Source organism: Acinetobacter sp. UBA991 (genome assembly GCF_002292065.1).
Classification (GTDB): domain Bacteria; phylum Pseudomonadota; class Gammaproteobacteria; order Pseudomonadales; family Moraxellaceae; genus Acinetobacter; species Acinetobacter higginsii.
This window is the reverse complement of record NZ_DBBF01000027.1, coordinates 343086-368669: the sequence shown is the minus strand read 5'-3', so window position 1 is coordinate 368669 and position 25584 is coordinate 343086. Positions and strand designations below refer to the sequence as shown.

22 protein-coding genes are annotated in these 25584 nt (G+C 40.7%); 7 read left to right on the top strand and 15 right to left on the bottom strand.

All coding sequences use genetic code 11. From position 1 onward, the window contains the following. Window positions 1-140: 140 nt before the first annotated feature. The 4 genes from B2727_RS12580 to B2727_RS12565 form a co-directional block, all read right to left on the bottom strand. On the bottom strand, window positions 141-1172 hold the full coding sequence (locus B2727_RS12580; protein ID WP_033132840.1) for a M20/M25/M40 family metallo-hydrolase: 1032 nt from the start codon (window positions 1170-1172) through the stop codon (window positions 141-143). Between the two features lie 183 nt (window positions 1173-1355). Further along, entirely contained in the window at window positions 1356-2819 is a 1464-nt protein-coding gene (iaaH, locus tag B2727_RS12575) for an indoleacetamide hydrolase (protein WP_033132841.1), read from the bottom strand. A gap of 85 nt (window positions 2820-2904) precedes the next feature. Then, complete coding sequence (locus tag B2727_RS12570) at window positions 2905-3618, bottom strand: response regulator transcription factor (RefSeq protein WP_033132842.1); 714 nt, start codon at window positions 3616-3618, stop codon at window positions 2905-2907. A 103-nt stretch (window positions 3619-3721) separates the two neighbouring features. After that, the gene (locus B2727_RS12565; protein ID WP_033132843.1) at window positions 3722-4747 is read right to left on the bottom strand and encodes an AraC family transcriptional regulator; all 1026 of its coding nucleotides are present in this window, start codon (window positions 4745-4747) and stop codon (window positions 3722-3724) included. A 115-nt stretch (window positions 4748-4862) separates the two neighbouring features. Here B2727_RS12565 and B2727_RS12560 point away from each other — a divergent pair, with 115 nt between their 5' ends. The 3 genes from B2727_RS12560 to cueR all read left to right on the top strand — a co-directional run bounded on the left by B2727_RS12560 (window position 4863) and on the right by cueR (window position 9529). Beyond that, window positions 4863-6395: a flavin-containing monooxygenase gene (locus tag B2727_RS12560; protein WP_033132844.1), complete on the top strand. Its 1533-nt coding sequence runs from the start codon at window positions 4863-4865 to the stop codon at window positions 6393-6395. A 177-nt stretch (window positions 6396-6572) separates the two neighbouring features. Then, a complete protein-coding gene (locus B2727_RS12555; protein WP_033132845.1) occupies window positions 6573-9059 on the top strand; it encodes a heavy metal translocating P-type ATPase in 2487 nt (828 codons plus the stop codon). 11 nt (window positions 9060-9070) lie between these two features. After that, window positions 9071-9529, top strand: coding sequence for a Cu(I)-responsive transcriptional regulator (gene cueR, locus B2727_RS12550; RefSeq protein WP_005203779.1), 459 nt, complete (start codon window positions 9071-9073; stop codon window positions 9527-9529). Window positions 9530-9628: 99 nt separating this feature from the next. Here the strand turns inward: cueR and B2727_RS12545 are convergent, their stop codons facing one another. The 5 genes from B2727_RS12545 to B2727_RS12525 all read right to left on the bottom strand — a co-directional run bounded on the left by B2727_RS12545 (window position 9629) and on the right by B2727_RS12525 (window position 14288). Further along, window positions 9629-9817 carry a heavy-metal-associated domain-containing protein gene (locus tag B2727_RS12545; RefSeq protein WP_004653564.1) on the bottom strand — a complete coding sequence of 63 codons (189 nt, stop codon included), beginning with the start codon at window positions 9815-9817 and terminating at the stop codon, window positions 9629-9631. A 105-nt stretch (window positions 9818-9922) separates the two neighbouring features. After that, the gene (fdx, locus tag B2727_RS12540) at window positions 9923-10264 is read right to left on the bottom strand and encodes an ISC system 2Fe-2S type ferredoxin (RefSeq protein WP_005188318.1); all 342 of its coding nucleotides are present in this window, start codon (window positions 10262-10264) and stop codon (window positions 9923-9925) included. Between the two features lie 107 nt (window positions 10265-10371). Then, window positions 10372-10683, bottom strand: coding sequence for a CopM family metallochaperone (copM, locus tag B2727_RS12535; RefSeq protein WP_005188315.1), 312 nt, complete (start codon window positions 10681-10683; stop codon window positions 10372-10374). Window positions 10684-10963: 280 nt separating this feature from the next. Further along, window positions 10964-13168: an OsmC domain/YcaO domain-containing protein gene (locus B2727_RS12530; RefSeq protein WP_033132846.1), complete on the bottom strand. Its 2205-nt coding sequence runs from the start codon at window positions 13166-13168 to the stop codon at window positions 10964-10966. A gap of 247 nt (window positions 13169-13415) precedes the next feature. After that, entirely contained in the window at window positions 13416-14288 is an 873-nt protein-coding gene (locus tag B2727_RS12525; protein WP_033132900.1) for a LysR family transcriptional regulator, read from the bottom strand. Between the two features lie 89 nt (window positions 14289-14377). Here B2727_RS12525 and B2727_RS12520 point away from each other — a divergent pair, with 89 nt between their 5' ends. From B2727_RS12520 to B2727_RS12510, 3 genes are all read left to right on the top strand, one after another. Then, window positions 14378-15277, top strand: a complete 900-nt coding sequence (locus B2727_RS12520; RefSeq protein WP_033132847.1) for a DMT family transporter — start codon at window positions 14378-14380, stop codon at window positions 15275-15277. Between the two features lie 86 nt (window positions 15278-15363). Then, a complete protein-coding gene (locus tag B2727_RS12515) occupies window positions 15364-15723 on the top strand; it encodes an ArsR/SmtB family transcription factor (protein WP_004653570.1) in 360 nt (119 codons plus the stop codon). Then, window positions 15701-16171 carry an SRPBCC family protein gene (locus tag B2727_RS12510; RefSeq protein ID WP_005188300.1) on the top strand — a complete coding sequence of 157 codons (471 nt, stop codon included), beginning with the start codon at window positions 15701-15703 and terminating at the stop codon, window positions 16169-16171. The genes B2727_RS12515 and B2727_RS12510 overlap by 23 nt, the downstream gene beginning before the upstream one ends. Window positions 16172-16243: 72 nt before the next feature. Here the strand turns inward: B2727_RS12510 and B2727_RS12505 are convergent, their stop codons facing one another. From B2727_RS12505 to B2727_RS12480, 6 genes are all read right to left on the bottom strand, one after another. Next, window positions 16244-17410 carry a hypothetical protein gene (locus tag B2727_RS12505; protein WP_005203790.1) on the bottom strand — a complete coding sequence of 389 codons (1167 nt, stop codon included), beginning with the start codon at window positions 17408-17410 and terminating at the stop codon, window positions 16244-16246. After that, complete coding sequence (locus B2727_RS12500; protein ID WP_005203796.1) at window positions 17410-18741, bottom strand: TolC family protein; 1332 nt, start codon at window positions 18739-18741, stop codon at window positions 17410-17412. The genes B2727_RS12505 and B2727_RS12500 overlap by 1 nt, the downstream gene beginning before the upstream one ends. Continuing rightward, window positions 18738-20324, bottom strand: a complete 1587-nt coding sequence (locus B2727_RS12495; RefSeq protein WP_033132848.1) for a GH3 family domain-containing protein — start codon at window positions 20322-20324, stop codon at window positions 18738-18740. The genes B2727_RS12500 and B2727_RS12495 overlap by 4 nt, the downstream gene beginning before the upstream one ends. Further along, window positions 20321-21142 carry a hypothetical protein gene (locus tag B2727_RS12490; RefSeq protein ID WP_033132849.1) on the bottom strand — a complete coding sequence of 274 codons (822 nt, stop codon included), beginning with the start codon at window positions 21140-21142 and terminating at the stop codon, window positions 20321-20323. The genes B2727_RS12495 and B2727_RS12490 overlap by 4 nt, the downstream gene beginning before the upstream one ends. Window positions 21143-21298: 156 nt before the next feature. Continuing rightward, window positions 21299-22846, bottom strand: coding sequence for a DHA2 family efflux MFS transporter permease subunit (locus B2727_RS12485; RefSeq protein ID WP_005203801.1), 1548 nt, complete (start codon window positions 22844-22846; stop codon window positions 21299-21301). 25 nt (window positions 22847-22871) lie between these two features. Next, the gene (locus B2727_RS12480; RefSeq protein WP_033132850.1) at window positions 22872-23933 is read right to left on the bottom strand and encodes an HlyD family secretion protein; all 1062 of its coding nucleotides are present in this window, start codon (window positions 23931-23933) and stop codon (window positions 22872-22874) included. A gap of 742 nt (window positions 23934-24675) precedes the next feature. On the opposite strand from B2727_RS12480, the gene B2727_RS12475 reads away from it, so the two are divergent. Further along, entirely contained in the window at window positions 24676-25548 is an 873-nt protein-coding gene (locus B2727_RS12475) for a bile acid:sodium symporter family protein (RefSeq protein WP_033132851.1), read from the top strand. Window positions 25549-25584 lie beyond the last annotated feature (36 nt).

The window sequence follows — 25584 nt, the reverse complement described above, 5'->3', positions numbered from 1 at the left end:
CCTGCTCTCTCTCTTAACTCTCTATAAGATAGAACAGGCAGCCCAACAGCAGCATGACCTGAAAATGATAATTTTGTCATTTTTATCAATGCTTAATAATACAGCGGTTGATCTAATATAGATGATCCCTTAATTGGATATTAGTCTTGATCTAAAGATGTTAATAAATGAATCACAGCATCACCTGCCAATTGCATTGACTTTGGATCGACCTGCTCAATCGTGTCACATGCTTTGTGATAGCACGGCGCGAACTCAAGTTCATCCCCTTTCATTTGCTCATTAAATAAGATCACAGAGGCCACAGGCACTTTACCTAAGAACGGTGCTGTATCACTTGCGGTTAGAGTTGCAACATCTTCTTTAATTTCCAGATTTTTTGCTTTAAAAAATGCTTTAAGCGTATTCTCTAATGCTAAATCACCGCTATGGCTTGGAATACTACGTAAACCATCAAGGAGTGGTTTATAGTCCTGTTCCTGCATGCCACGCTCTTTTAACATTTTTTCCATTTCATCTAGAGATGATTTATCACCATCTGCAATCAGGATTTCAGGATCTTTGGTGCCGACCATATCCACATTGATATAGGCTTTAATGGCTTTTAACTGTTCAGCAGTCAGTTTCTCCACATAAGCTTGAGAACCTGCAATCCCTACTTCTTCCGAATCCCAAAATGCCAGATGAATGGTGTGTCTCGGTTTTACTTTTTGGCTCGATAATTGTGTCATCAAATCGAGCAATAAGGCTACACCTGAAGCATTATCATTGATGCCAGGTCCCATTTTGACTGAATCATAATGTGCTCCCAGCAAAATTATGCTTTGTGTTGATTCTCCGGGAATCTCCACAATAATATTCTTGCCTTTGGTCTTTTCCCGATTTTCAAAAGTCTGAAGTTCTGTACTAAAACCTGCTTTCTTGGCTTGATCTAAAATATAATCTGCACTTGCCAAACCGCCTTGCGTACCCACAGCACGATTGCCACCATGCTGTTTGGCAATTTGTTCAAATACATGTAAATGCGTCATCATCTGTGCTGCATCGAGTTTTAAACCAGATTGACTGACATCTTCAACTTTTTCTTTGGAATGTTGCTCATTTTTTTGACAACCACTGATTGCGAACATGCTAGTTAAAATACAAATACCTAAAATTTTCTTTAAAAACATAAAATAAACTTAAACCGTTTTTATAAAGTAAGCCTAATACTAGATTTGCACATACGGATTTGCCATTTCAATTTGTATCCTCTGTTCTTATCGATCTAATCAGAAAGATATCGGTGCTTATTTCAAGTGACAGACAAAGCCCATTCTCAATGAAACGGACTTTGTTATAAAACTGAAGTCATTTTAGCGATGATTTAAACTGTTAAAAATCTGTTCGAGTACTTCCCCAAGCGCAAGAATGTCATGATCTGTATTTGGTAAACCATCTATTTCCAATCCAACAGGTAATTTTGATTTTGTGCCACAGCCAATCGGTAAACTCAGCCCAGGTAAACCAATATTACTTCCTGGATCAGTATTGCGAATCAGCCTTTGGAAATTTTCAATTGAACTCACTTGCTCATTTGCCAATGGGGCAACAATGGCTAAGGTTGGAAAAATTAAAGCATTGAGTTGGTGCTCATTAAAGGTTTTTTCATAGAGTGAAAGCAACTGTGGTCGAGCCGTTGTGATCGCATCCTGATATAAAGCTTCGACCGCCACAGACTTACCCGTTTCATCCACAATCAATTCAGGCAAAATATTCTGCTGAAAGAGTTGCTGTACATCTGGGCTTGAAATTTGCTCCACAATAGCGTCTAGTTCTATTCCAACTTCATGGTTTTTTAAATATTCAATCAGATCATATTTGCCCTCGTAGATCACTACAGGAAATGAAATACGATGATTCAGCTGCCCTAACTCAGGCATTTCTACACTGATGATTTCAATCCCCGCATTTTTTAAAAGTTGTAGTGCCTGATCAGCCTGTTGCTGAACCTCTTCATCCAGATTTTCCCAAAAATATGCACATAGCCCAAGCCTGATGGGTTGCGTCGATATACGAGCTGGGACTTGTTGTTGAGTAATCAATTGATCAATCAAGATGATATCGGATACTGAATGTGCCATTGGGCCTGCGGTATCACGTGTATGCGAGATTGGCGTAATACTCTCTTGAGCATAGCGTCCAACCGTGGGACGAAAACCAACACAGCCATTTAAGGCACTGGGTAGTCTGACCGATGCACCTGTATCAGTCCCGATTGCAATTGGCACCATGCCTGCAGCGACAGCAACAGCACTTCCTGAAGAAGAACCACCTGCAATATGTAAGGGATTAACCGCATTACGAGTGCCAATCACACCCTCAATATGCATTGCAGTATTGTAGCCTGTGACCCCAAATGCCAGCTCATGCATATTGGCTTTACCCACAACAATCGCACCTTCATCAATCAATGCTTGAATCACTGGAGCCGTTACTTTGGGTCTGAATCCGGTTAAAGCAGGTGTTCCTGCCGTATTGCTAAAACCAGCAACATGAATATTATCTTTAACCGCCAGCAATACCCCGATTAATGCAGGACACGGTTTGCCTTCTGCAATAGATTGATCCCAAAATTGCGCCTGTCGAAGCGCTGCAGCATAATCAAGACTGATAAAAGCATTCAGGGACTGCTGCGTATCAATCTTTTCGAAATAGTGATCTAGCAATTGTTCACAAGAAACTTTGCGCTCAGTAACTAGTGCTGTAATTTCCTTGATTGTGGCTTTATCAAGATGAATACCTTGATCCAAAAATACTTTTTCTTTCATCTTTAACATTGTGACTTAAAATCCATTTAAGTAATAATGTTTATAATTTGTACCGTTTTCAGTTTGTTCGATATCCTCAAAATTGAGGAGGCCATTAAGCATGCATCAATGCAGCCATTTCAGTACGATTATGACAACCCATTTTTTTCATGGCACTTTTTAAATGCGTTCTCACCGTGGTGAAGCTGATATCCAGTAAATTGGCAACATATTTATCACTCAGCCCCTTACTCACCAACATGACTACTTCTTGCTCCCGCGGGGTTAAAAAGTATTGAGGCGATAAATCTACGGGTAAGGCTTGAGTCATATAAGGTTCGAGTAAATTTAAAATCCTTTTCTCTCGCTCACTAAACATCACCGAATCCTGAGCGCGCCAAATACGCAAGTCGCCAATATCTATCCCATCCCGAACAAAATAAATATTTAAACCATGATATAGACCATAAGGGCGTAAAAACTCATTGTAATAATCCGTTTTCTTTAGCTCTGATATCGAAATGATCTCATTTACGAAAGTCGCTTGTTGCCGTTCCCGCAGCAGAGACGTAATCGGGTCATCGTGTTGCCAAATACGCTCATATTCAAGAATTGCTTTGGGATCGATTTGCCACATAATGCCCTGTTTGGATAGATGCTGTTTTGCATCCCAAATATAAGACGCAGCAAAATCGGCTCTTAATAAAGTCGCGATATCTACCAACACGGTTTCACGTAAACGCTCCTGTCCTTTTCCTGAACCTAATTTCCATAATATTTCTGAAAAAAGACTAAACTCGGATCGACTTAAGTCGTGTTCTAAAAGCATCGCCTGCTACCTTTCTATCTTCCTGATACCTGTCCATTCTAGAATTAAGATGAACAGTTATTCCCTTTTGTCTATCTTTTATATGCCACTAAATCGTTATTTTCTACATTTTATTTTTTAGTCGGCTTGCATGGGGCGTTTTGCCATACCAGCGCTTATAAGCATGAATAAAACTGGCGGGTTCGGCATAGCCTAACCATTCAGAAATTTGCTCAATTGAAGTTTGTGTTGACGACAAATAGGAATTTGCCATCATTTTTCGGGCTTCCTCCCTGATTTTAATAAATGTGGTTTGTTCTTGCGCCAAATAACGACGTAAGGTGCGGGAGTTTAGATATAAACGATCCGCAATCTCTTCCATTGTTAGAATTTTCCCCTTGCTATTCATAAGGATGTGTTGCACTTGATCAGCATATTTTTTTTGAGATTGCCGCTTATCTAGTATTTCTCGGCATTGTTGCTCAGCTGAATGTAACATCAATTCATTTGCCATACTCAACTTTTGATCTATTTTTTCTGCATTGAGCACAATGTAATTTTTTGATCCACCGAATTCAGGCGCCACCCCAAACAATTCATGATAAGGCTGTTGTTCTCCACAGGACTGAAAGCCAAATACTACTTTTTGGCAGAGATTCTCTGGAATCAAATCGTGTTGGACGCTTATCAGTGCGGCAATATCTCGCTCAATAATGAATTGCCGTAATGTTTGAGGGATTCCCTCATCTACCTCTATATCAATTCGAATATTATTGGTCTCGGGTGGTTCTGATACCACAAACTGACTAAAGGCAAAAGATAAAGGAAAATAGGCCAAAGCAAAGTTCAAAGCTTCACGAATATTGGCACTACTGATCAAGCCTAAGCCGAGCGAACCAAAGGTGGTAAAGTGATAACGCTGACCCACCTCTAAGCCAAGCAAAGGTCTGTGGCTAAATGTCTCGACTAAATTGCGAATCAGCTGTAATTCCTGCTGCCCAGTCACCAACATATTGGGATCAAGCAACTGTTGCTGCTCCAGTCCTGTTCCCTTGAGAATCTGTGTCTGACTCACGCCCAGTTCAGCCGCAAAATCTGCCATGAGACGAATACTATGGATACTACGTTGATATGACCATAAGTAGTTCAAACCTATTTTCTCAATGTCCGCTAATCACAATATTTTGTCCTGATCCATCCTCTAAATCAATGCATGAAACGATTATTCTGCAAGCAATACATGATACTTTTCACTTGAGTCCGTTATGTTTAAACAACAATTATCTTCAAATAAAAATATTCGTATCGCCATTATTGGAACTGGATTTGGTGGATTAGGGCTAGCCATTCAGCTCAAACGTGCTGGATTTGAACAATTTACTTTATTTGAAAAAGCCAATGATGTCGGTGGTGTCTGGCGTGACAATACCTATCCAGGTGCTGCTTGTGATGTTCCGTCTCACTTATATTCATTTTCTTTTGAACAAGATCTTGGCTGGAAAAACCGCTATGGTTCATCGCAGGAAATTCATCAGTACTTAAAGCACTGCACCGAGAAATATCAGCTTTATCCGCATATCCAGTTTAATACTGAGATTGCCAGCGCTGATTTTGATGCCACTCAAGGCCTTTGGCAGATTCAGAGTGTAACTGGGGAAAAATTTGAGGCAGAATTTTTAATTGCTGCGGTGGGTCAGCTCAACCGCCCTGCATACCCGAAAATTAAAGGTCTGGATCGTTTCAAAGGAAAAGCTTTCCATTCTGCACGCTGGGAGCATGACTACGACTTAAATAATAAACGTGTGGCTGTGATTGGTACCGGTGCCAGTGCGATTCAATTTGTCCCAGAGATCGCAAAGCAAGTAGCGCATTTAGATATCTATCAACGTTCCGCACCCTATGTCATCCCAAAACCAGACCGTATTTATTCAACATTGGAACGAAAAGCATTTCAAAAACTTCCAATTTTGCAAAGTCTGGATCGTGTCTTTCAATATAGTTATAACGAAATTCGCCTCAAGAGCTTTACCGCCACACTGAATGAAATTCCTTTAGCCGAATATATTTTTCAGCGGCATATTCGTGAGGAAATCAAAGACCCACATTTCCGCCACCGTCTGATGCCCGACTACCCGATTGGCTGCAAACGTATTTTGATTTCCAATCATTGGTACCGTAGTCTGGTTCGTGCAAATGTCGATGTCATCAATAGCGCGATTCAGGAAGTTACTGAAACTGGTATTGTCGATAAAGATGGCAAACATCGCGAAATCGATACCATTATTTATGGAACAGGGTTTGAGGCAACTGAGTTTATGGCACCCATGCAAATTACAGGACTGAATGGCAAAAAATTAAAAGACCAATGGGTCGATGGCGCAGAAGCGTATTTAGGCTTAACCGTAAGCAGCTTCCCTAATTTCTTTATGCTGTATGGCCCAAATACCAATCTTGGGCATAACTCAATCGTCTACATGATTGAAAGCCAAGTGAATTACATCCTAGATGCACTTCAAGCCCATATCCAAAACAATTTATCCTTCACCGATCTGAAAGCTGAAATTCAAGTACAGTTTAATCAAGAAATTCAGGAGCGCATGAAGTCAACTATGTGGTCTCAAGGCTGCACCAGTTGGTATCAAACTGCGACAGGGAAAAATACCAATAATTGGCCAGGCTTCACATTGGAATATCGTCAGCGCACCCGTCGCTTCGATCTGGAAAATTATACTCAAGTACAAAAATCGGCACAGTCACAAGCTGAAATAGACGATCAAGACAAAAAAATAGCTGTTTAAATTCCCTCATTAAACCATTCTACATTTGGATTGTCCTTGAATGAAATAAAGGACAATCCATGAGCCTACCCCAAATCCGTTTGCATAAAATCCTAAAATTTGATAAATCCGCTTGACCTTCCCATAATGTTAAGGTCTATGCTGAAAGCAATCGGATTATCTCTATAGGTATAACTTATGGAAACGCAAACAAAAACATCGTCTAATAATATGAATGTCAGCCTTCAAGTCGAGGGCATGACTTGCGCCAGTTGTGTTGGACGCGTTGAAGCAGCACTCAAAAAAGTTGACGGCGTTCAATCTGCATCAGTGAATCTAGCCACAGAACGTGCAGATATCACCCTTGCTAAGCCCGTAGACCAACAAGTGCTGATTCAAGCCATAGAACAAACAGGCTATGACGTCCCTGCAAATAAGGTTGAATTGTCGATTGAAGGCATGACCTGCGCTTCATGTGTTAGTCGTGTTGAAAAAGCATTGAATGCGGTTAACGGTGTAAAAACGGCCAACGTCAATTTGGCAACTGAACGTGCCACGGTAACGGGTACGGCTAAGGTCGAAAGCTTAATCGCAGCGATTGATAAGGCAGGTTACGATGCCAAAGAGATTCAGGCATCCATTCCAGACCAAAGTGAACAACTTGAGAAAAAAGATCATGAACGTGCTGAACTCAAACGTGACCTGATTATTGCCACTATTTTAGCCTTACCTGTGTTTATCTTGGAAATGGGCTCACACTTGATTCCAGGTGTTCATCATCTGATTGAACAAAGCATTGGCATGCAAAATAGTTGGTACCTACAATTCGTTTTAACCACCTTAGTGCTGATTATCCCAGGGCGTCGTTTTTATCTCAAAGGTCTTCCCGCTTTAGTTCGTTTAGCACCCGATATGAACTCTTTGGTTGCCGTCGGTACACTGGCGGCTTATCTATTTTCACTAGTTGCAACCTTTACACCAAAGTTATTGCCTGCTGGCACGGTGAATGTTTATTACGAAGCAGCCGCTGTGATTGTGGCCTTAATTCTACTCGGTCGTTTTCTTGAGGCGAAAGCCAAAGGACGTACCTCTGAAGCCATTCAACGCTTAGTCAGTTTACAGGCAAAAGTTGCCCATGTTTCTCGAGATAATCAGATAATCGATATTCCAATCGAGCAAGTAATTGCAGGTGATTTTGTCATTGTAAAACCAGGTGAAAGAATCCCTGTCGATGGTGAAGTCATTGAAGGACAAAGCTTTGTCGATGAATCGATGATCACAGGTGAACCGATTCCTGTTGAGAAAAACATTGGCAGCCAAGTGGTGGGTGGAACCATTAACCAGAACGGAACTTTAAGTTTTAAAGCCGTCGCTGTCGGTGGCAACACCATGTTGGCGCAAATTATCCGTCTGGTCGAGCAAGCGCAAGGCTCTAAAATGCCGATTCAAGCGGTGGTTGATAAAGTGACTCTATGGTTTGTGCCTGCGGTCATGCTTGCAGCACTACTTACTTTCCTCGTATGGTTAGTTTTCGGTCCATCACCTGCTTTAACTTTTGCACTGGTCAATGCAGTTGCGGTCCTGATTATTGCCTGTCCATGTGCCATGGGTCTAGCAACCCCCACCTCGATTATGGTTGGTACTGGACGTGGTGCGGAACTTGGTGTCCTGTTCCGCAAAGGTGAAGCACTACAGCTGTTAAAAGATGCTCAAGTGGTTGCCGTTGATAAAACCGGGACCTTGACCGAAGGTCATCCAGTACTGACTGATTTTGAGGTGACATCCACCTTTGAACCTAATGATGTACTCAGCCTCGTTGCCGCAGTGGAGTCGCTTTCTGAACATCCAATTGCCAAAGCGATTGTCGATGCCGCAAAAAATCAAGGTCTGACCCTGCCTAAAGTTGATCGATTTGATTCAGTCACAGGCATGGGTGTCAATGCCACTGTAAATGAACACCAGAATATCTATATCGGTGCAGATCGCTATATGATTCAACTTGGTCTGGATATCACTCCATTTTCCCATACAGCACAGCGTTTGGGCGATGAAGGAAAATCTCCACTTTATGTGGCAATTGATGGTGCTTTGGCAGGGATTATTGCGGTTGCTGATCCAATCAAAAATACGACACCTGCTGCCATTCAAGCCTTACATCAACTGGGTTTAAAAGTGGCAATGATTACCGGTGACAATGCTCGTACCGCACATGCCATTGCCAAACAACTTGGAATTGATGAAGTGATTGCCGAAGTGCTACCTGAAGGTAAAGTCAATGCCGTGCAGGAACTGAAAGCAAAATATGGCAATATTGCCTTTGTCGGTGATGGGATCAATGATGCTCCAGCATTGGCTCAAGCAGATGTCGGCCTTGCAATTGGCACAGGGACTGATGTGGCGATTGAATCTGCGGATGTGGTGTTGATGTCTGGGAACTTGCAAGGTGTGGCCAATGCAATTGCCTTGTCTAAGGCAACCATTGGTAATATTCACCAAAACTTGTTCTGGGCCTTTGCCTACAACACTCTATTGATTCCAGTGGCTGCGGGTGTGTTATACCCTGCTTATGGCATCTTGATGTCGCCGATTTTTGCTGCGGGTGCGATGGCACTTTCAAGTGTGTTTGTGCTTGGTAATGCGCTACGTTTACGTCGTTTCCAACCGCCGTCTGTGCATAAAGACTAATGGAGGATCTTATGAATATAGGTAAAGTTTCTCAAGCTTCAGGTGTGACTGCCAAGATGATTCGTTATTACGAGCAAATTGGTTTAATTCCTGCGGCAGGACGCAGCAATGCAGGTTACCGCTCTTATTCAGAGAATGATGTGGAACGATTGAAATTTATCAAACGTAGTCGTGAATTGGGTTTTTCGGTTACTGAAATCACTGATTTACTGGATTTATGGAATAATCGCAATCGACAAAGTGCCGACGTCAAACAATTGGCTCAGGCACATATCCATAAGCTAGAACAGCGTATCCAAGACCTGCAGCAAATGGCGCAAACACTCCAGAACTTGGTTGATTGCTGTGCGGGTGACAATCGCCCCGAGTGTCCGATTCTGGAAGGCTTAAAAGAGCCAAGTCATGAAATGAAGGACATCCATCATCATAATGATTTGCTCTCGCTGTCCCCACTCACTGGGCGTAAGTAGTACAGCATAAAAGGCGATCTTATGATCGCCTTTTATTTTTTATCCATTCCATTGATACAAAAAAGCGGCTATTTAAGCCGCTTTTTATTCAGGAACAGATTAACGTGGTGGAAAACCTGCTTCTGATAAAGCCTCGACTACTTGTTGCTGTGAGGCTGTGGTTTCAACTTTAACACTGCGGTTAGGCGGATCAGTAATCACTTTTGCATTGGCATCTACCGCTTGAATCGCACGGGTTACACCACGCGCACAGCCACCACAGGTCATATTTTCGACATGAAATTCCATCGTAAAACTCCATTCAGTTATTTAAGAAGATAAACACACTATAAAGGTTGCCATAATGGTAAGGTCAAGTCTTTTACACATTAAAATCAACAATATTTTATGTGATCATTCCTTCTTTTCGGAAACATAATTGATCGTATATTTAGGGATTTCTATTTCTAAAGGCTGATCCTGAATATTCACCTGACAAGACAGTCGTGATTCTGGGCACAAACCCCAAGCACGATCAAGCAAGTCAGCCTCAACATCATCCATTTCCTGCAAACTTTCAAAGCCTTTTCGAATAATGACATGGCAGGTGGTACAAGCTCCTGAAAGATCACAGGCATGTTCAATTTCAATCCCATGATCGAGTAAAGTTCTACATAGATTTGCACCCGTTTTAATGTCTAGAATACTGCCTTCTGGACAGACTTTTTCATGTGGAAGCACGGTTATCTTCGGCATAATCGCTACCTTTCTATCTAATTACGAAAAGCTGTAATCAATAAAAGGCTGTTTTGATTCAGCCTTTTATTGATGGAACTATCAAATCAAGAATAAGATCGAAAGCTTTATAATAAATGCCGTTGTAACCAAGCATTGATCACTTTAATTTCAATATCTTGAGCCAAAATAATATTTTTTGCCAACATGCGAACTTCTGAATCATAACAATATTTCAAGGCAACCTTGGCCATATCTATGACCACTTGATGATGTGGAATCATTCCACGCATAAAATCGATGTCGGCATTGCCTGTGTAATTGATTTGCATATCAGCATGCATACGGCTCCTTAGTTCCATATAAGCACGCGTAGAGAGGCTATAAATATCACTTGCATCATTTTCGTTAGGCGTTATTGCCAATTGTTGTTCACTCATTATTGTTTCCTTGCTATTCAGCAGCATCACATTCATTTCAGATGTGATTGGCGTGCTATATGGATGAAAATAAAGGCAGTAACACCGTCAATAGATCAGCGTTTCTATCTTATGTGGCACAGTGACCTTTATGAAAGACACTGTAGTCCTTCCAATAATTGCAAGGTCAAGCCATCAATTGATTAAAATTTTGAGTGACTCAAAAACAAAATTTTATGGGTTCTAAATAAAAAAAAGTGCATGATCAACATGCACTTTTTAAAACAATATTTATTGAGTTTTAGCCAGTTAAGCCAACTGCCTTAGCACGGGCTTTATGCAATTTCTTATAGCTGTCGATGAGACGTAAATGACGATCAAGCCCTTCGAGTTTCATACTGGTTGGGGTGAGACCATAGAAACGGACTGTACCTTCAACAGAACCGACCACAGCATCCATACGCTCATTGCCAAACATACGGCGGAAATTGGTTTCGTAGTCTTCAAGCTCCATTTCATCATCGAGTAAGACTTCCAACACCACATTCATGCATTGATAGAACAAACCACGTTCTACCGTGTTGGTATTGTATTGCAAGAAAGTCTCAACCAACTCTTTCGCTTCTTCAAACTGCTCTAAAGCAAGATAGATCAACAATTTTAACTCAAGCAGAGTTAGCTGACCCCATACCGTATTGTCATCAAACTCAATCCCGATCAAGGTGGTGATTTCGGTGTAATCATCCAGTTCGCATTCTTCTAAACGCTCAACCAAGGCTTCCAATTGTTCGTCATCTAAACGATGTAGATTGAGAATGTCTTCACGGAATAAGATGGCTCTATTGGTATTGTCCCAAATTAGGTCTTCTACCAAATAAATTTCAGAATAATCAGGCACCAAGATACGACATGCGGTTGCGCCTAAGTGCTCATACACCGCCATGTAGACTTCTTTGCCCATTTCTTCAAGGATGCCGAACAATTCTGCTGCTTCTTCAGCATTTGAATTCTCACCTTCATTGGTGAAGTCCCACTCGACAAAGTCATAATCCGATTTGGCACTAAAGAAACGCCAAGAGACCAAGCCGCTTGAATCAATAAAGTGTTCAACGAAGTTGTTTGGTTCAGTGACTGCATTGCTTTGGAATGTCGGTTGCGGTAAATCGTTCAAACCTTCAAAACTACGGCCTTGCAACAATTCAGTCAAACTACGCTCTAATGCCACTTCCAAGCTTGGGTGCGCACCAAATGACGCAAATACACCGCCTGTACGTGGGTTCATTAAAGTCACACACATCACAGGGAATTGACCGCCTAATGATGCATCTTTGACGAGAACTGGAAAGCCTTGCTCTTCCAAGCCTTGGATGCCTGCCACAATACTTGGGTATTTGGCCAATACTTCATGCGGCACATCGGGTAATGCAATTTCACCTTCCAGAATTTCACGTTTAACCGCACGTTCAAAAATTTCAGAGAGACATTGAACTTGAGCTTCTGCCAAGGTATTGCCCGCACTCATCCCATTACTGAGATATAAGTTCTCAATCAGGTTTGATGGGAAATAGACAATTTCATCATCTGATTGGCGTACAAATGGCAATGAACAAATACCACGTTCCGTATTCCCTGAGTTGGTATCATATAAATGCGTACCGAGTAACTCATCATCTGGGTTATAAATTTCGAGACAATATTCATCCAAAATTTCTTTTGGTAATTCGCCATTTGGACCCGGTTTAAACCACTTCTCATCTGGATAATGCACAAATTCTGCATTGGCAATGTCCTCACCCCAGAACTGGTCGTTATAGAAGAAGTTACAGTTTAAACGTTCAATGAACTCACCTAAAGCCGATGCCAAAGCACTTTCTTTGGTTGAGCCTTTACCATTGGTAAAGCACATTGGTGATTGTGCATCTCGGATATGCAAGGACCAGACATTTGGTACGATATTGCGCCAAGATGCGATTTCAATCTTCATGCCTAGACCTGCCAAAATCCCTGACATATTGGCAATGGTCTCTTCTAATGGCAGGTCTTTACCCGCAATATAGGTGCTGCTTTCAGAGGCAAGGCTTGGCATCAATAAGGCTTGTGCATCTGCATCAATGCTTTCAACTTCTTCAATGATAAATTCTGGTCCGGTTTGAATCACTTTCTTAACCGTACAGCGATCGATTGAACGCAAGATACCTTGACGGTCTTTTTCAGAAATATCAGCTGGTAATTCAACCTGAATTTTAAAAATTTGTTTATAACGATTTTCAGGATCAACAATATTGTTCTGCGATAAACGAATGTTGTCCGTTGGAATATCACGCGCAGCACAATACACTTTGACAAAGTAAGCTGCACATAACGCAGATGAAGCAAGGAAATAATCAAATGGACCTGGTGCAGAACCATCGCCTTTATAACGAATCGGCTGATCGGCGATTACCGTAAAGTCATCAAACTTCGCTTCTTGGCGAAGATTGTCGAGATAATTAACCTTGATTTCCATGCGAGCACCTAAATATTCTTATGTGTTGCAAGTACATAAGATTGAAAATATTAATCTATAAGCCGAATCGTGGATCACAAATGGACTTAAAAAACTGTGGCTAAGGTCGTCTTATGACTCTATCTAAACACTGACCTTAGTATTGATGGGCGCTATTATAGAAGTATTTTGTGTAATTGATAACTTTTGTCTGTTTTTCTAGCCTTTTTATGAACAATTAAACAGGTTTTGCCATATTGACCTAAACTTAGAGCTGCATGGCAATCTCAACAAAGGCTTTTGCAATCGGTGTCATCTGTTGCTTGTTTTTGACCGCGAGTCCTATTGAACGTTTGGTATTGGGAGATAATGGCCGCTTTACCACATTGGGATATAGCTGAAGAATATTTTTGTCTAGGGCTAAATCCGCCACAATTGAAACGCCAGCACCGTGATTGACCATATTTAAAATCGACAGGATTTGCGACAAGTTATACTTAATCTGAGGCGTGAGTTGCGCAGCCTTAAAAAGTTCCATGACATGGTTTTGACTGCCCGCACTGGTCAGGATAAAAGGATGATCAATCAGCTCTTGCAATTGCACTGCTGGCTTTTGTGCAATCTCTAAATCCTTAGACAATAAAGCAACAAAGATATCCTCCAACAAAGCAAAGCTATCAAAGCGGGTTTCAGGCAGCACCACAAAGCCAAGATCAACTTTGCGTTCATCTATCCATTGCAATACTTTTTTATCAGTTCCTTCTAGCATCAACACCTCAACATCAGGATATTGCTGCGTAAATTGTTTTAAAATCATTGGAATCAGCACATTGGAAGATGATGCACCAAAAGACCCAATCCTTAAAGTTCCCGCTTTTAGACCCTTTAGATCCATTACTTCTTGATGAATAATGTTAGAAACATTCAAGATTTCATTTACATAAGGCAGTAAGCGTTGTCCTGCAGCTGTCAGTTCGACTTCATTGTTATTTCGATAAAACAGTTGGGTTTCCCATTTCTTTTCCAACGATTTAAGTGCATGCGAAATCGCTGACTGTGAAATATTCAGTAGTTGTGCAGTATGGGTAAAATTTTTTAGTTCCGCGAGTTTTGAAAATATTTCGAGTTGGGTTAGGGTCATCATGATGCATTCATGAGTAAAAGCTCATTTTACTATAAAAATAAATTAGTTTTAGGATTTGATTCAATTCTATATTGATTAAAAATTGCATGCGTCATTTAGCCATTTCTCTTTCGAGCTCCACTGTTTATTTTAAGCTGATCTGTGTTGCCATGATGTGGGGTGGTACCTTCATCGCAGGACGCATTGTTGCTGCGGAACTCTCTCCGAACTTATCTGCATTATTACGCTTTGGCTTTGCTGCGATCTTACTGGTCTTGATCTTGTTGAAAAGTACAGGAGGATTTCCCAATCTTTCTGTACAACAGCATGTCTATGCCATCTTGATGGGATTGACCGGTGTACTTGCTTATAATTTATTTTTCTTTGCTGCTCTATCCAGAATTGAAGCAGGCAGAACTGCACTGTTTGTGAGTTTATCCCCTATTTTAACCATCTTGGCAATGCGGATTTTCTTTCAGGAAAGGCTTCGGAGAATAAATTATTTAGGTGTATGTCTTGCTTTAATCGGCACACTCATCGTCGTGAGTAAAGGTGAATTTTTTGCTGCATTCACTCAATCTTTTGGCGCGGGTGAAATGATGATGTGTGGCGCGGTCTTCAGTTGGGTCATTTACACAATCTGCTTTAAGCAGACCCGTGCACCCGCTTTAACCATGACCACGTATTCAGTACTTTGGGGAACATTATTTCTATTCATCAGTCTTATGCCTGAATTTATGCAGTTTTCTCTGCCGCATATTTCTCTTCGTAGCGGGTTATCAATTGTATTTCTAGGTGCCTTTGGTACTGTACTAACTTTTGTCTGGTATGCCGAGGCGATTCACAGCATTGGTGCATCTCGAACCATCGTATTTAATAATTTAGTACCTGTATTTGCAGTCTTACTGGCATTTCTTATTCTGAATGAACCCATCACCTGGTCAATGCTGGTGGGTGGCAGCCTAAGCTTTATTGGTGTTATTTTAACCAACAAACAGGAAGAATAGAGCTATACAAACAGCAATAAAAAACTTAGCTAAAAAGCTAAGTTTTTTATTGCAAGATGAATATTTTTTGTGCAATACTTAGCTTTATGGCTAAGTATGATTCTAAACTCGATTTGTTATTCAGTGCTCTCAGTGATCCAACGCGCAGAGATATCTTAACGCGACTGTCTTTTGGGACAGCATCGATCACTGAACTGGCTGAACAACATGACATGGCCCTGCCATCTTTTCTAAAACATTTAAATAAATTAGAAGAAGCAGGACTTATTCATTCAGAAAAAAATGGACGAATCAGAACTTGTGCTCTGACACCCGATGCATTCACCCCCATGCAAAATTGGTTAAGTGAGCAACGGGCAATCTGGGAACAACGACTTAATCAATTTGATCGTTATGCACTCGAATTAAAAAGGAAAAGAGAAAATGAAACTGGATCCAAAAACTGATTTAAAACTAGAAAGAGTGATTGATGTGCCGCGTGAACTGGTCTGGGAATGCTGGACCACACCTGAACACATCCAACACTTCTTTATTCCTCGCCCGCACTCGATTAAAGCCTGTGAAATTGATTTACGAGTGGGTGGGAAATTCAACACCATCTTTGATGTGGATGGCAATGAAATCAAGAATGAAGGTGTTTACCTAGAAGTGATTGATGGCAAAAAACTGGTCTTTACCGATACTTATACTGAGGACTGGAAACCTGCTGAGAATCCATTTATGACTGCGATTCTGTTGCTTGAAGATGCAGGTAACGGAGCAACCAAATATACTGCAATTGCCAGACACCGTACTGCTGAAACTCGCCAGCAACACGAAGACATGGGCTTCTTTGAAGGTTGGGGAACAGTGATTGATCAATTGGTTGAGTATGCTCAAGGACTAAAAGCCTAATCTATTTACAGATAAAAAACGCCTCAAAGCCCAATCATTTACGCACTTTGAGGCGTTTTTTTATTGCTCCAATCAAATTCGCCCAACTTCTAAATACGGGATCAAGTTCTTATCAAAGTTTGGACGTGGATCACCCAGAAAACTAATAAAGCCATGCATGCCTGTTAATCGTTCACCTTTATAAAACTGATTCAGCTGAAAACGAGGATCTTGATGCGATAAGGTAAAGCTGACAATTCCTACACCGCGTTGCTTAGAGAGTTTTTGCGCATCTCCAAGCATTAAATGATGCAGTGCTAACTGCTGTGGATGGCACAATAAACTGTGTAACACATGATATTTTAAGGAATCACCAAGTTTAGGTAATGGCATGCCTTTAGTGACTTTGGTCAGTAAATTATAGATCGGACGTAGTACACCAATCGCTGAACTGTAATGCAAGATTTTGGTTTGTTTAAGGCCATGTTGATCCCATAACCCAAACATTCCGACGAGTTTCTCATCTTGAAAATACAGCTGAAAATCCGAAAGCTTCAAGCCAGTAAAATACTGATGCCCTGCGTGTAATTCTTCAAAATTATATGCTGGGATAAAATTATAATGCTGCGACATCTCTGCAATAAATCGATTCATAGCAGTAATATCTTCTGGCTGCGCTGCACGTGACTGAATTTCACAGTTCGCTGTATCAGCTTGAGCCTTCTGATCTAAGAAGGCTTTAATTTTTGCCTTTGTCCCAAGATGGGTCAGCGTTAGTGTTTCTATCAGTCCTTCATCATAATAATCAGGAATTCCTGTTTTTCCAGTTTGTATTGCCGCTCGTGCAGCATAATTATCATTAAAGATGATCATCTGGCTAAAATCAGGTTGATGCATGGTTTGTTTGACATGTACACCCAAAGCCTTGACCAATGATTTACCACGATAGTTTGGATCAACACGCAAATCACTGGCATAGCGTACATTTTGTACTGTTTTATCGACATAGCATGGACGATGACCATTGCTATAACAGGCGACATTTTTCTGACTTTGCGTATCTTCAATCACCACATGCAGCTTATGTCGATACAGAATATCCGAAGCCTTAAAATAACTGGGTTCACGCTGAAAACTGATTTGCACCCCTTTGGTGGTCATCGGCACCGCAATCAGCTCACGTAAGGCTTGATCATCAGCCAAGGTTGCTTCACGGGTAAGCAACGAATTATTTTGAGTATTTGGTGGATTTGTTTTCATTAATTATTCACCTGTTGTGTATTTTGTGTAGACACCAAATCATTGAGATGTCCCATTTGGTCTAAGAGCTGATACACAAAAACAATTTCATCCTGCTCGTTGACCGTTTTCTGAGTTTGAACATCCAATAACTTTTGTTCAGTATTTAATAAATCAAAAGTGGTTTTGGTGCCCAATTCAAATTCTTTACGGGTATAAACAAAGGCAATTGAAGCGGCATCAATGGCATTTTGTAGTGCGTCTTTGTTCTGACGGATGGTCTGCAACTGCGCATAGGTGGTCCGTGTACGTTGATTCAAATCCAGTTCAAGACTACGAATTTTTTGGTTGGCCAGATCAACATCCGCTTGTGCTTTACGCGTATTGGCGCGATTCAAGCCATCGTCATAAAGTGGCACATTAAGCTGCACTCCGACCATGTAATTATTACTTTCGGAACCAATATAACTGGCTTCGTGCTGCGCACCCGCACGACTGGTGAGCATAACCGTCGGCCATAGTTCTCGCTTGGTTAGGGCATATTGCTTTTCAGCTGCCTGCTTTTCATATTTGGCCCGTAATAAAGCTGGATGACTTTTGGTTTGCGCCAAAATCTCATCCAGACTGTTAGAAATTTCAGGGAGACGCTTAACCGGGCTTAGATTATCTGCACTTAGACCCGTAATTTGTGAAAACTGTGCTTCACTCACCGTGAGATTGGATTGGGCTTGCGTAATATCGGCCTGACCTTGTGCCACCTGAGCCAGCACTTGTGCCAAGTCTGCACGGGTAATCATACCCACATCAAAACGTCGCTGTGACTCATACAGCGAACGCTGTAAGTTAGACATGGTTTTTTTTCTCAGCTCCAGAATCGCTTTCTTTTTCAGTACATCGGTATAGACCATGACTGTATTCAAAATCGTTTCAGATCGTTGATCCGAAAGTCCTTGCGACTGCGCAGAAAGTTGATTTTTAGCAACATCAATTCCCAAGCGATGTCGTCCTGATGTGTAGATAGGGTAATCCATTTGTAATTGCAAACTACGACCTTTTCGGTTTCCTTCAGTTGGAAACATGACGTTAGTCGGCGTTTCAACCCGCTCATAATCAAGTTGTCCAACCAAATTCACTTTGAGTCCATCACGTTGTTTGGCCTGTTCAAGCATTGCTGTGGATTGATTGACACTTAAACGACTCACCTCCAATTGGCTCTCATGTCTTAAACTGGCGGATAATGCATCATCTAAAGTCATGGCATCCACCAGACTGGATGCCAACAATAGTCCCATACAAAGCGCGTATTGAGACTTTAAAAATCGATGGTTAAATTTCGTCATCCCTTTCTTCATAGTTGTTCCAAACTATTCAAGGTAACTTTCTTAAGTGGTTCAGGCTTAATATTACCTTCGATGATGCCATCAAACATCACCAGCTTTTTGTAGGCGTTCCAACCATTATTGGCTTGACGAATCTGAGGCTGATCTAACTGGCCGAGATTACGTGCCAGCTCATAATGAAAGTTTTGACGCAAAATCTGATCAATATAATCATCATCAATACTGTGATGAATCTCACCCTCGAACAGAACGCAGTAAAATGGTTTGACCTGCTGTTCTGTATCAATTGCCAACAACGAGATTGCTTTAGAGTCGGTTTCATTTAGTTGTGAAAGCAACTGTTGTGCCGTTTCTGGGGCAAGCTTCTCTCCCACTAAATCCACTCCAAAACGGCGACCTTGAAACTCAAAACACGGTACTTGTTCCAGAAAACTGGTCACCCGTAAGCAATCATCAAGGCAATAACGTAGTAAACCATTGCCTGATGTGATAATTGGACTGACCACATCCCCCATCTTCAGCTCCCAAGATGGAATGATTTGTCCCGTTTTTTCACCTTCTAAATATTCAAATTCATAGAAATGACTTTGATAAGCCAGTGGATAATGATCGTTATATGGAATGGTGACTACACCTTCGGTTGCCCATAAGCCTTTACCTTCAAATTGTACTGATGGAAGACGTTGTTTTAGTTTTTCTGCCCAAGCTTTGGAACCTGCGGTATCCCAACTCGACACTAAACTCAATATTGGCCATAACCTTTTAAAATCAATGTGTTCACCATTTGAACTGTCCATCAAACACTTTGCACTTTCTGGACTGAATGGCGCTTTGACTTCTTTTAATGAAGCTTGGCGCGCTCCCCATCGACCTGTTTCTAAAACTTCAATCACCTCTTGCTGCATGGCCTCTAAACGATCTAAAAGTTGCAAAGCAAAGGTTGGACTCCATACTGAAATCATGGCGAGATTTCGGTTGGCAACCAGATAGCAAATGGTGGCAAATAAAGCATCATCGGCATTGGCAGCAAAAGCCACATTACTTGGAACTGCTTGAGTAAATTTAGATAAAATACGCTTACCAATGCCCAGTAATGCACTGTCATCATTCAGATTTTTATCTTTTAGCACTTCACGTTGGCTTTCTGGCAACCATGAAACTGACCAATAATGAGTGCCTGAACGTAACTGTGGGCATTTGCGATAGAGACTGGCCATCCATGGTGCAATCGCGTGATCTAGTTCATCCAAAAATAGTTTGGTGTAAGGGATAAATTTAATTTGCTCACTCGAACCACTAGTCGGTTGAAAACGAACCAGTTTACTGCTTGAGAGTTGTAATTCTTGGTCTCGATAACGCTGAATATTCTCCCGCCATGCACTATAACGCGAAGCAGGAAAAGCCTGTACAAATTGCGCATAATCTTTGACATTGTGCTTTTTGGCAAAATGTGAGCTTTGCAAAATTAAGTTTAAAATTTGTCGTTGCGTCAGCTCTAAGCTGTTCGCATGCTTTTTAAAATCTCGATCTGAAACGTCACACCATTGTTTTAAAATTAGATGTGAACCTAAGGTTAACCACTCTGTATGCTTCATTGTAAAACTCCCCGGCGAATAGCAGGACTTTTTAACAAAGCTTCACATCGGCCTTTGCTAGCAGGCTTAGTCATTAATTTAACTGGGAACCGTGCAAGATCTTTCCACCCCAAGCGGCCAATACAAGGCAACTCAGTGCCCACCGTCCATGTCGGATTCTTTTGCTCAAAGAAATGAATATTGGGATTTTTTGTTCTCATTTCCTCAGTAATCGGCGCCACCTCGCCTTTGAGTGGTTGATAGTCATCGCCGAAATTCAATAATCCCGCTTCTTTGTCATAATATTCACCAAAAAAGTTTTCACAGTAATGTTCAATCACACTGGAAAGGTGCTGGTTCTCATCATTGATATTTGGGTAATACACATAATAGTTATTGGCAAGCAGTAAATAGGTTTTGTAGCCTTTAGAAATTAATAACCAATACAGCTCGTTAAAGGGATATTTGACACGTAATTTAATCATGAGTTTGAGCATGGTACTTTGCAACGTACGTGTGCCCCAATATGCTCTAAGGATAACGGTGTCACCACTAAATAGAACCGTGTAGTCCTTACCATTCAGATAAAAATGCTGAACAACCACAGTAGAAAAACCAACGATTTCATCGGTTTCCGAGTTAAAGATTAAGATGGCACCACTTTTCTTTTTGAAATCATCCGCAAAGATGGAAAACTTGGTATTTTCATAATATTGCTCGTAAATCGAATACATGACTTTTAGCCGATCAATATCGATCTGTTCTTTCTCGACATATTGACCATAGGTAGATTCTTTATTGTTGAATCTTGAAATCAGTTTATATGTTGTATTAATCATCTGCTTCAACCTCTAAATTTGGATATGCACGTTCCCCTATCTCATAAAGAAATATAAAAACTCATATCGCTGTTCTTTTTATGACGGGGTATGTTGTTGTATACGATGCCCCGATTATTTTTTCGTTATATGAAACAACCCTCTAGCATTGAATATCTACATGTCCATTTTCTTCCCCCTATCCATAAAGATGGTTAAGAAAGCCGCCACAAACATGATGATGGCCAGCATACGTAATAAATCATTGAAACTTGATGTCAGTGCTTGGTAATGAATATCTCGGTAGATCACACTGAGCGCGATTTGTTGGGCATTACTGCCCACTTCTTGGTATTGCGCTGTCAACTGGTCTAATCTTTCAATGAAAATCCAGTTCTGTGGGTTCATATACTGATTCAATTGCGTCACATGCACGGCAGTCAGCCAATCGAGCGATGAGTTGATCAATGCCAATCCAACAGCGCCACCAATATTGCGCATCAGGTTATAAATACCACTTGCATCGGCAACTTTAGCCAGTGGCAGCGTACTCATTGCCAGATGCGAGACCACGATCAAACAAATCATCAGACCAATGCCACGATAAATTTGTGGCCAGAACATAAAGTCATAATCGCTGTGAATACTGAGATGTGAATTGAGCCAAACGCCAAAACCCGCCAAAATCATGCCAACAAACACGGTTTTTCGGGTATCAAAGTTTGGAATCAACCATGCAAGGAAAGGCGCAAAACAGAACATCACAATCCCTGTCACCATCATGATATGTCCGATTTGACTGCTATTCATTTCTCGGACTTGCCCAAGAAATACAGGAATCATATAGCCCAAGCCATATAAGGCCATACCAATCACAAAAGTAATGATGCAGCTTAAAGTGAAGTTTTTGTTCTTAAATACACTCAGATCCAGCAAAGGTTTAGGCTGGGTAAAACTGCGTGAGAAGAAGATCATGCCACCAATCAGGCAAATGATAAATGCAACACGCACACCTGTATCGGCGAGCCAATCATGCCGCGCCCCTTCATCCAAGAAATACTCTAAACCACCTAAAAACATGGCCATACCAATCAAACTGAACCAGTCCATACTTTTGATCAGTGAATAATTGGCGCGGTCTATATTTGGTCCAGAGTAAATAATTGTCGCAATCAAAATACCGGGGATGATGTTAATCAGGAACATCCAGTGCCATGAGAAATTATTGGTCAACCAACCACCAATGGTTGGGCCAATGGCTGGACCTAAAGTACTGATCATGCCAAACATCACCAACGGCAAGGCACGTTTTGCTTCAGGAAACAGCAGGTATAACGCCGTCATTGAGGTAGGAATCATGCCGCCGCCCATAAAACCCTGAATGGCGCGAAATACCAACAGGCTTTCCAGATTCCATGCCAAAGCACACAGCAAAGAACTAATCGTGAATCCGATCGCACAAATGGTGTAATAAATTCGAGTCGAGAGCACCCGAGAGACAATACTGGACATTGGAATTGCAATAATTTCAGCAATCAAATAGACCGTTTGCACCCATGTCACTTCGTAACGACTGGCACTCATGCCTGCCTGCACTTCATTCAAAGAACTTGCAACAATTTGAATATCCAGAATTGCCATGAAATTACCAAAAATCATGGCAGCAAAAATCAGCCAAGCTGTTTTTGGCGCAAACTTCCACTCATCTTGGTTCGGTTTATTCATTTTCTTATATCCAAAACTTTTCTGATTAAGTTCTTAAATCAACAGTCGCGCTGACGGACATTCCAGGTTTTATAAGGTCAATATGTGGACTTGAATCAATGGCAATCCGCACAGGAATACGTTGCACCACTTTATTAAAATTTCCTGTGGCGTTGTCTGGTGGCATGAGTGAAAAGGTCGCGCCAGATGCTGGAGAAAAGCTTTCGATTTTCCCTGTATAAGTCAGACTTGGATAAGCATCAATTTTTAATTTAACTTCCTGCCCAATATGCATTTTCTCGATTTGGGTTTCTTTGAAGTTTGCTTGTACATACAAACTTTTCTCAGGAATAATTGCCATTAAACGTGTTTGTGGTGAAACACGAGAACCTTTCTGGATCGAAAGACTGCCGACCTTTCCTGTAACAGGGCTAATCACTTTTGAAGATGAAAGGTCAATCTGGTAAAGATCCAAAGTCGCATTGGCATTCTGAATATCTGCCAGTAGTTGTGCACGACTGGCTTGTAAACTGCCGAGCTGTGCCTCTGCGGCATTAACTGCAGCTTGGGCTTTACTCAATTGTGCTTGAGCCGTTAAATATTGGGATTGTATGCCTTCAAAATTTTGTCGGGTAATCACCCCGTCTTTGAGTAAATCTTGATAACGATTGAAATCTTTTTTCAAACGAGATAAATCTGCTTGGGCAGCAACCACACCACTATTGGCTTCACTAATCGATGATTTTGCAGACTTTTCATTCTGTTGCTGAACAGCAAGCGCAGCTTGTTTTAAGGTGACTACTGATTTCGCCTGATCATAACGTGCCTGATAATCACGATGATCTAAAATAGCCAAAGCTTCTCCTTTTTTCACAAACTGATTGTCATTAATAATCAATTCAACGACTTCACCTGAGATTTTTGGCATCACCCAAGTGACATCAGCTTGGACATAGGCATTATCGGTAGATTGATAGAATCGATAGACCAAAAAATAATACGCGATGCCTAAGATCAGAAATAAGATGAGTACACTAAACACAACCCAAGTTATTTTTTTTCGACTTTGGAAATTAGTATCAGTTTCGAGCTGAGCTACGTTATCCATATTTATTCCGCTATTTTGTAATATACAGTTTTTATTTTGAGCCACGGTTAAATGGTCATCTTTTCACGTAACTTTTCACTTAATTGTGTATAAATAAATAGTTACAATGTAATAATTGGCGCAAATTATCATTCTTAATGGAATAATATGTCATTGACCATTTGTGCATATCATTTTTCTATTTCTGCCAATTGTTCGAATGGTATAAAGCTTTTATTAAAGATTTGTGAAATTTTAGCACAAGCATAAATGATTCGTGTTTTCATTTGTAAAAAATTAAACCTATATTATTGTTTAATTTAAATAAATTATTAAATTCAGCTTCACTAATATTTTTACCATTTAGTTTAATCATCTTACTTTTCTAATCTATTTATGAGCATAAAAATAGTAAAATGCCAAAAAGCCGAAGCGTTATAGAAATGTAATTTTTGCAAAAAAAGTGATTTTTCTCCTATTAATTTTCATATTTTAATTCAATCAAATTGTGCACTATCGCACAAATAGTTTTTGCAAAAGTGAATAAAGTATTTAAGCTAAACAAATCATTAGAATTAATAACCTAAATGTGCTAATTCATTACTTTGCATAGTAAAAATTTAAAGTATTGCTAAATACTGCTGTTTATAGGTCTTGCTCAGATGTGAACTATATCAACTTAGATACCGGTAAGTTGTAATCTGATCAGACAAAACAACCAGAAAATTGGAAAAATAATATTGATCTAAAAGAAGGACTGCTTATGGATTCTGGACTAATCACACTTTTTCTACCGATCGCCTTGGCGATTGTCATGGCCGGGCTGGGTTTGGAGCTCACACTCAAAGACTTTGCACGAGTAAGCAAACATCCCAAAGCGGTGATCATTGCTTTGTTTTGTCAGCTTATTTTATTGGTCGGCATTGCATTTTTAATTTGTAAAATATTGGCTTTACCGCCGCTTCTGGCAGTCGGTTTGATGTTACTTGCCGCTTCTCCTGGTGGATCAACCGCAAATCTATTCAGCTATTTGTATAAAGGTGATATCGCACTAAATATTACATTAACCGCAATTAATGCCATTATTGCCGCCATCTTTTTACCGTTTATTGTCAATTTCTCAATTTTGCATTTTATGAATGAAGGCCAACAAGTCGGACTACAATTTGCAAAAGTCCTGCAAGTCTTTGCCATCATTCTGGTCCCTGTTTGTATTGGGATGCTAATCCGTCATTATGCGCCGCATACCGCAGAAAAACTGAATCGCCCTGTGCGCATCTTTGCGGTGGTTTTTCTTGTCATTATCATCCTTGGCGCAATTATAAAAGAACGAAATAACCTGATCGAATATATCGGGCAAATTGGCTTTGCAACTGCCTTATTTTGTGCAATTAGTCTATGTGTCGGTTATTTTGTACCACGACTGTTTGGAATCAGCTCTTATCAAGCTCGTGCATGCGCGTTTGAGATTGGTATTCATAATAGTACGCTGGCCATGACCATTGCACTCACCATTATGGCGAGTACCACCATTGCCATGCCTGCTGCGGTCTACTCAATTTTTATGTATATTTTCGCGACTATCTTTGGGACTTTGATTACACGATTTGGCACTCAGGAAACGATTAAAGCTTAACTTTTTTAAATCATCACCGCCATAGCATATAAAGAA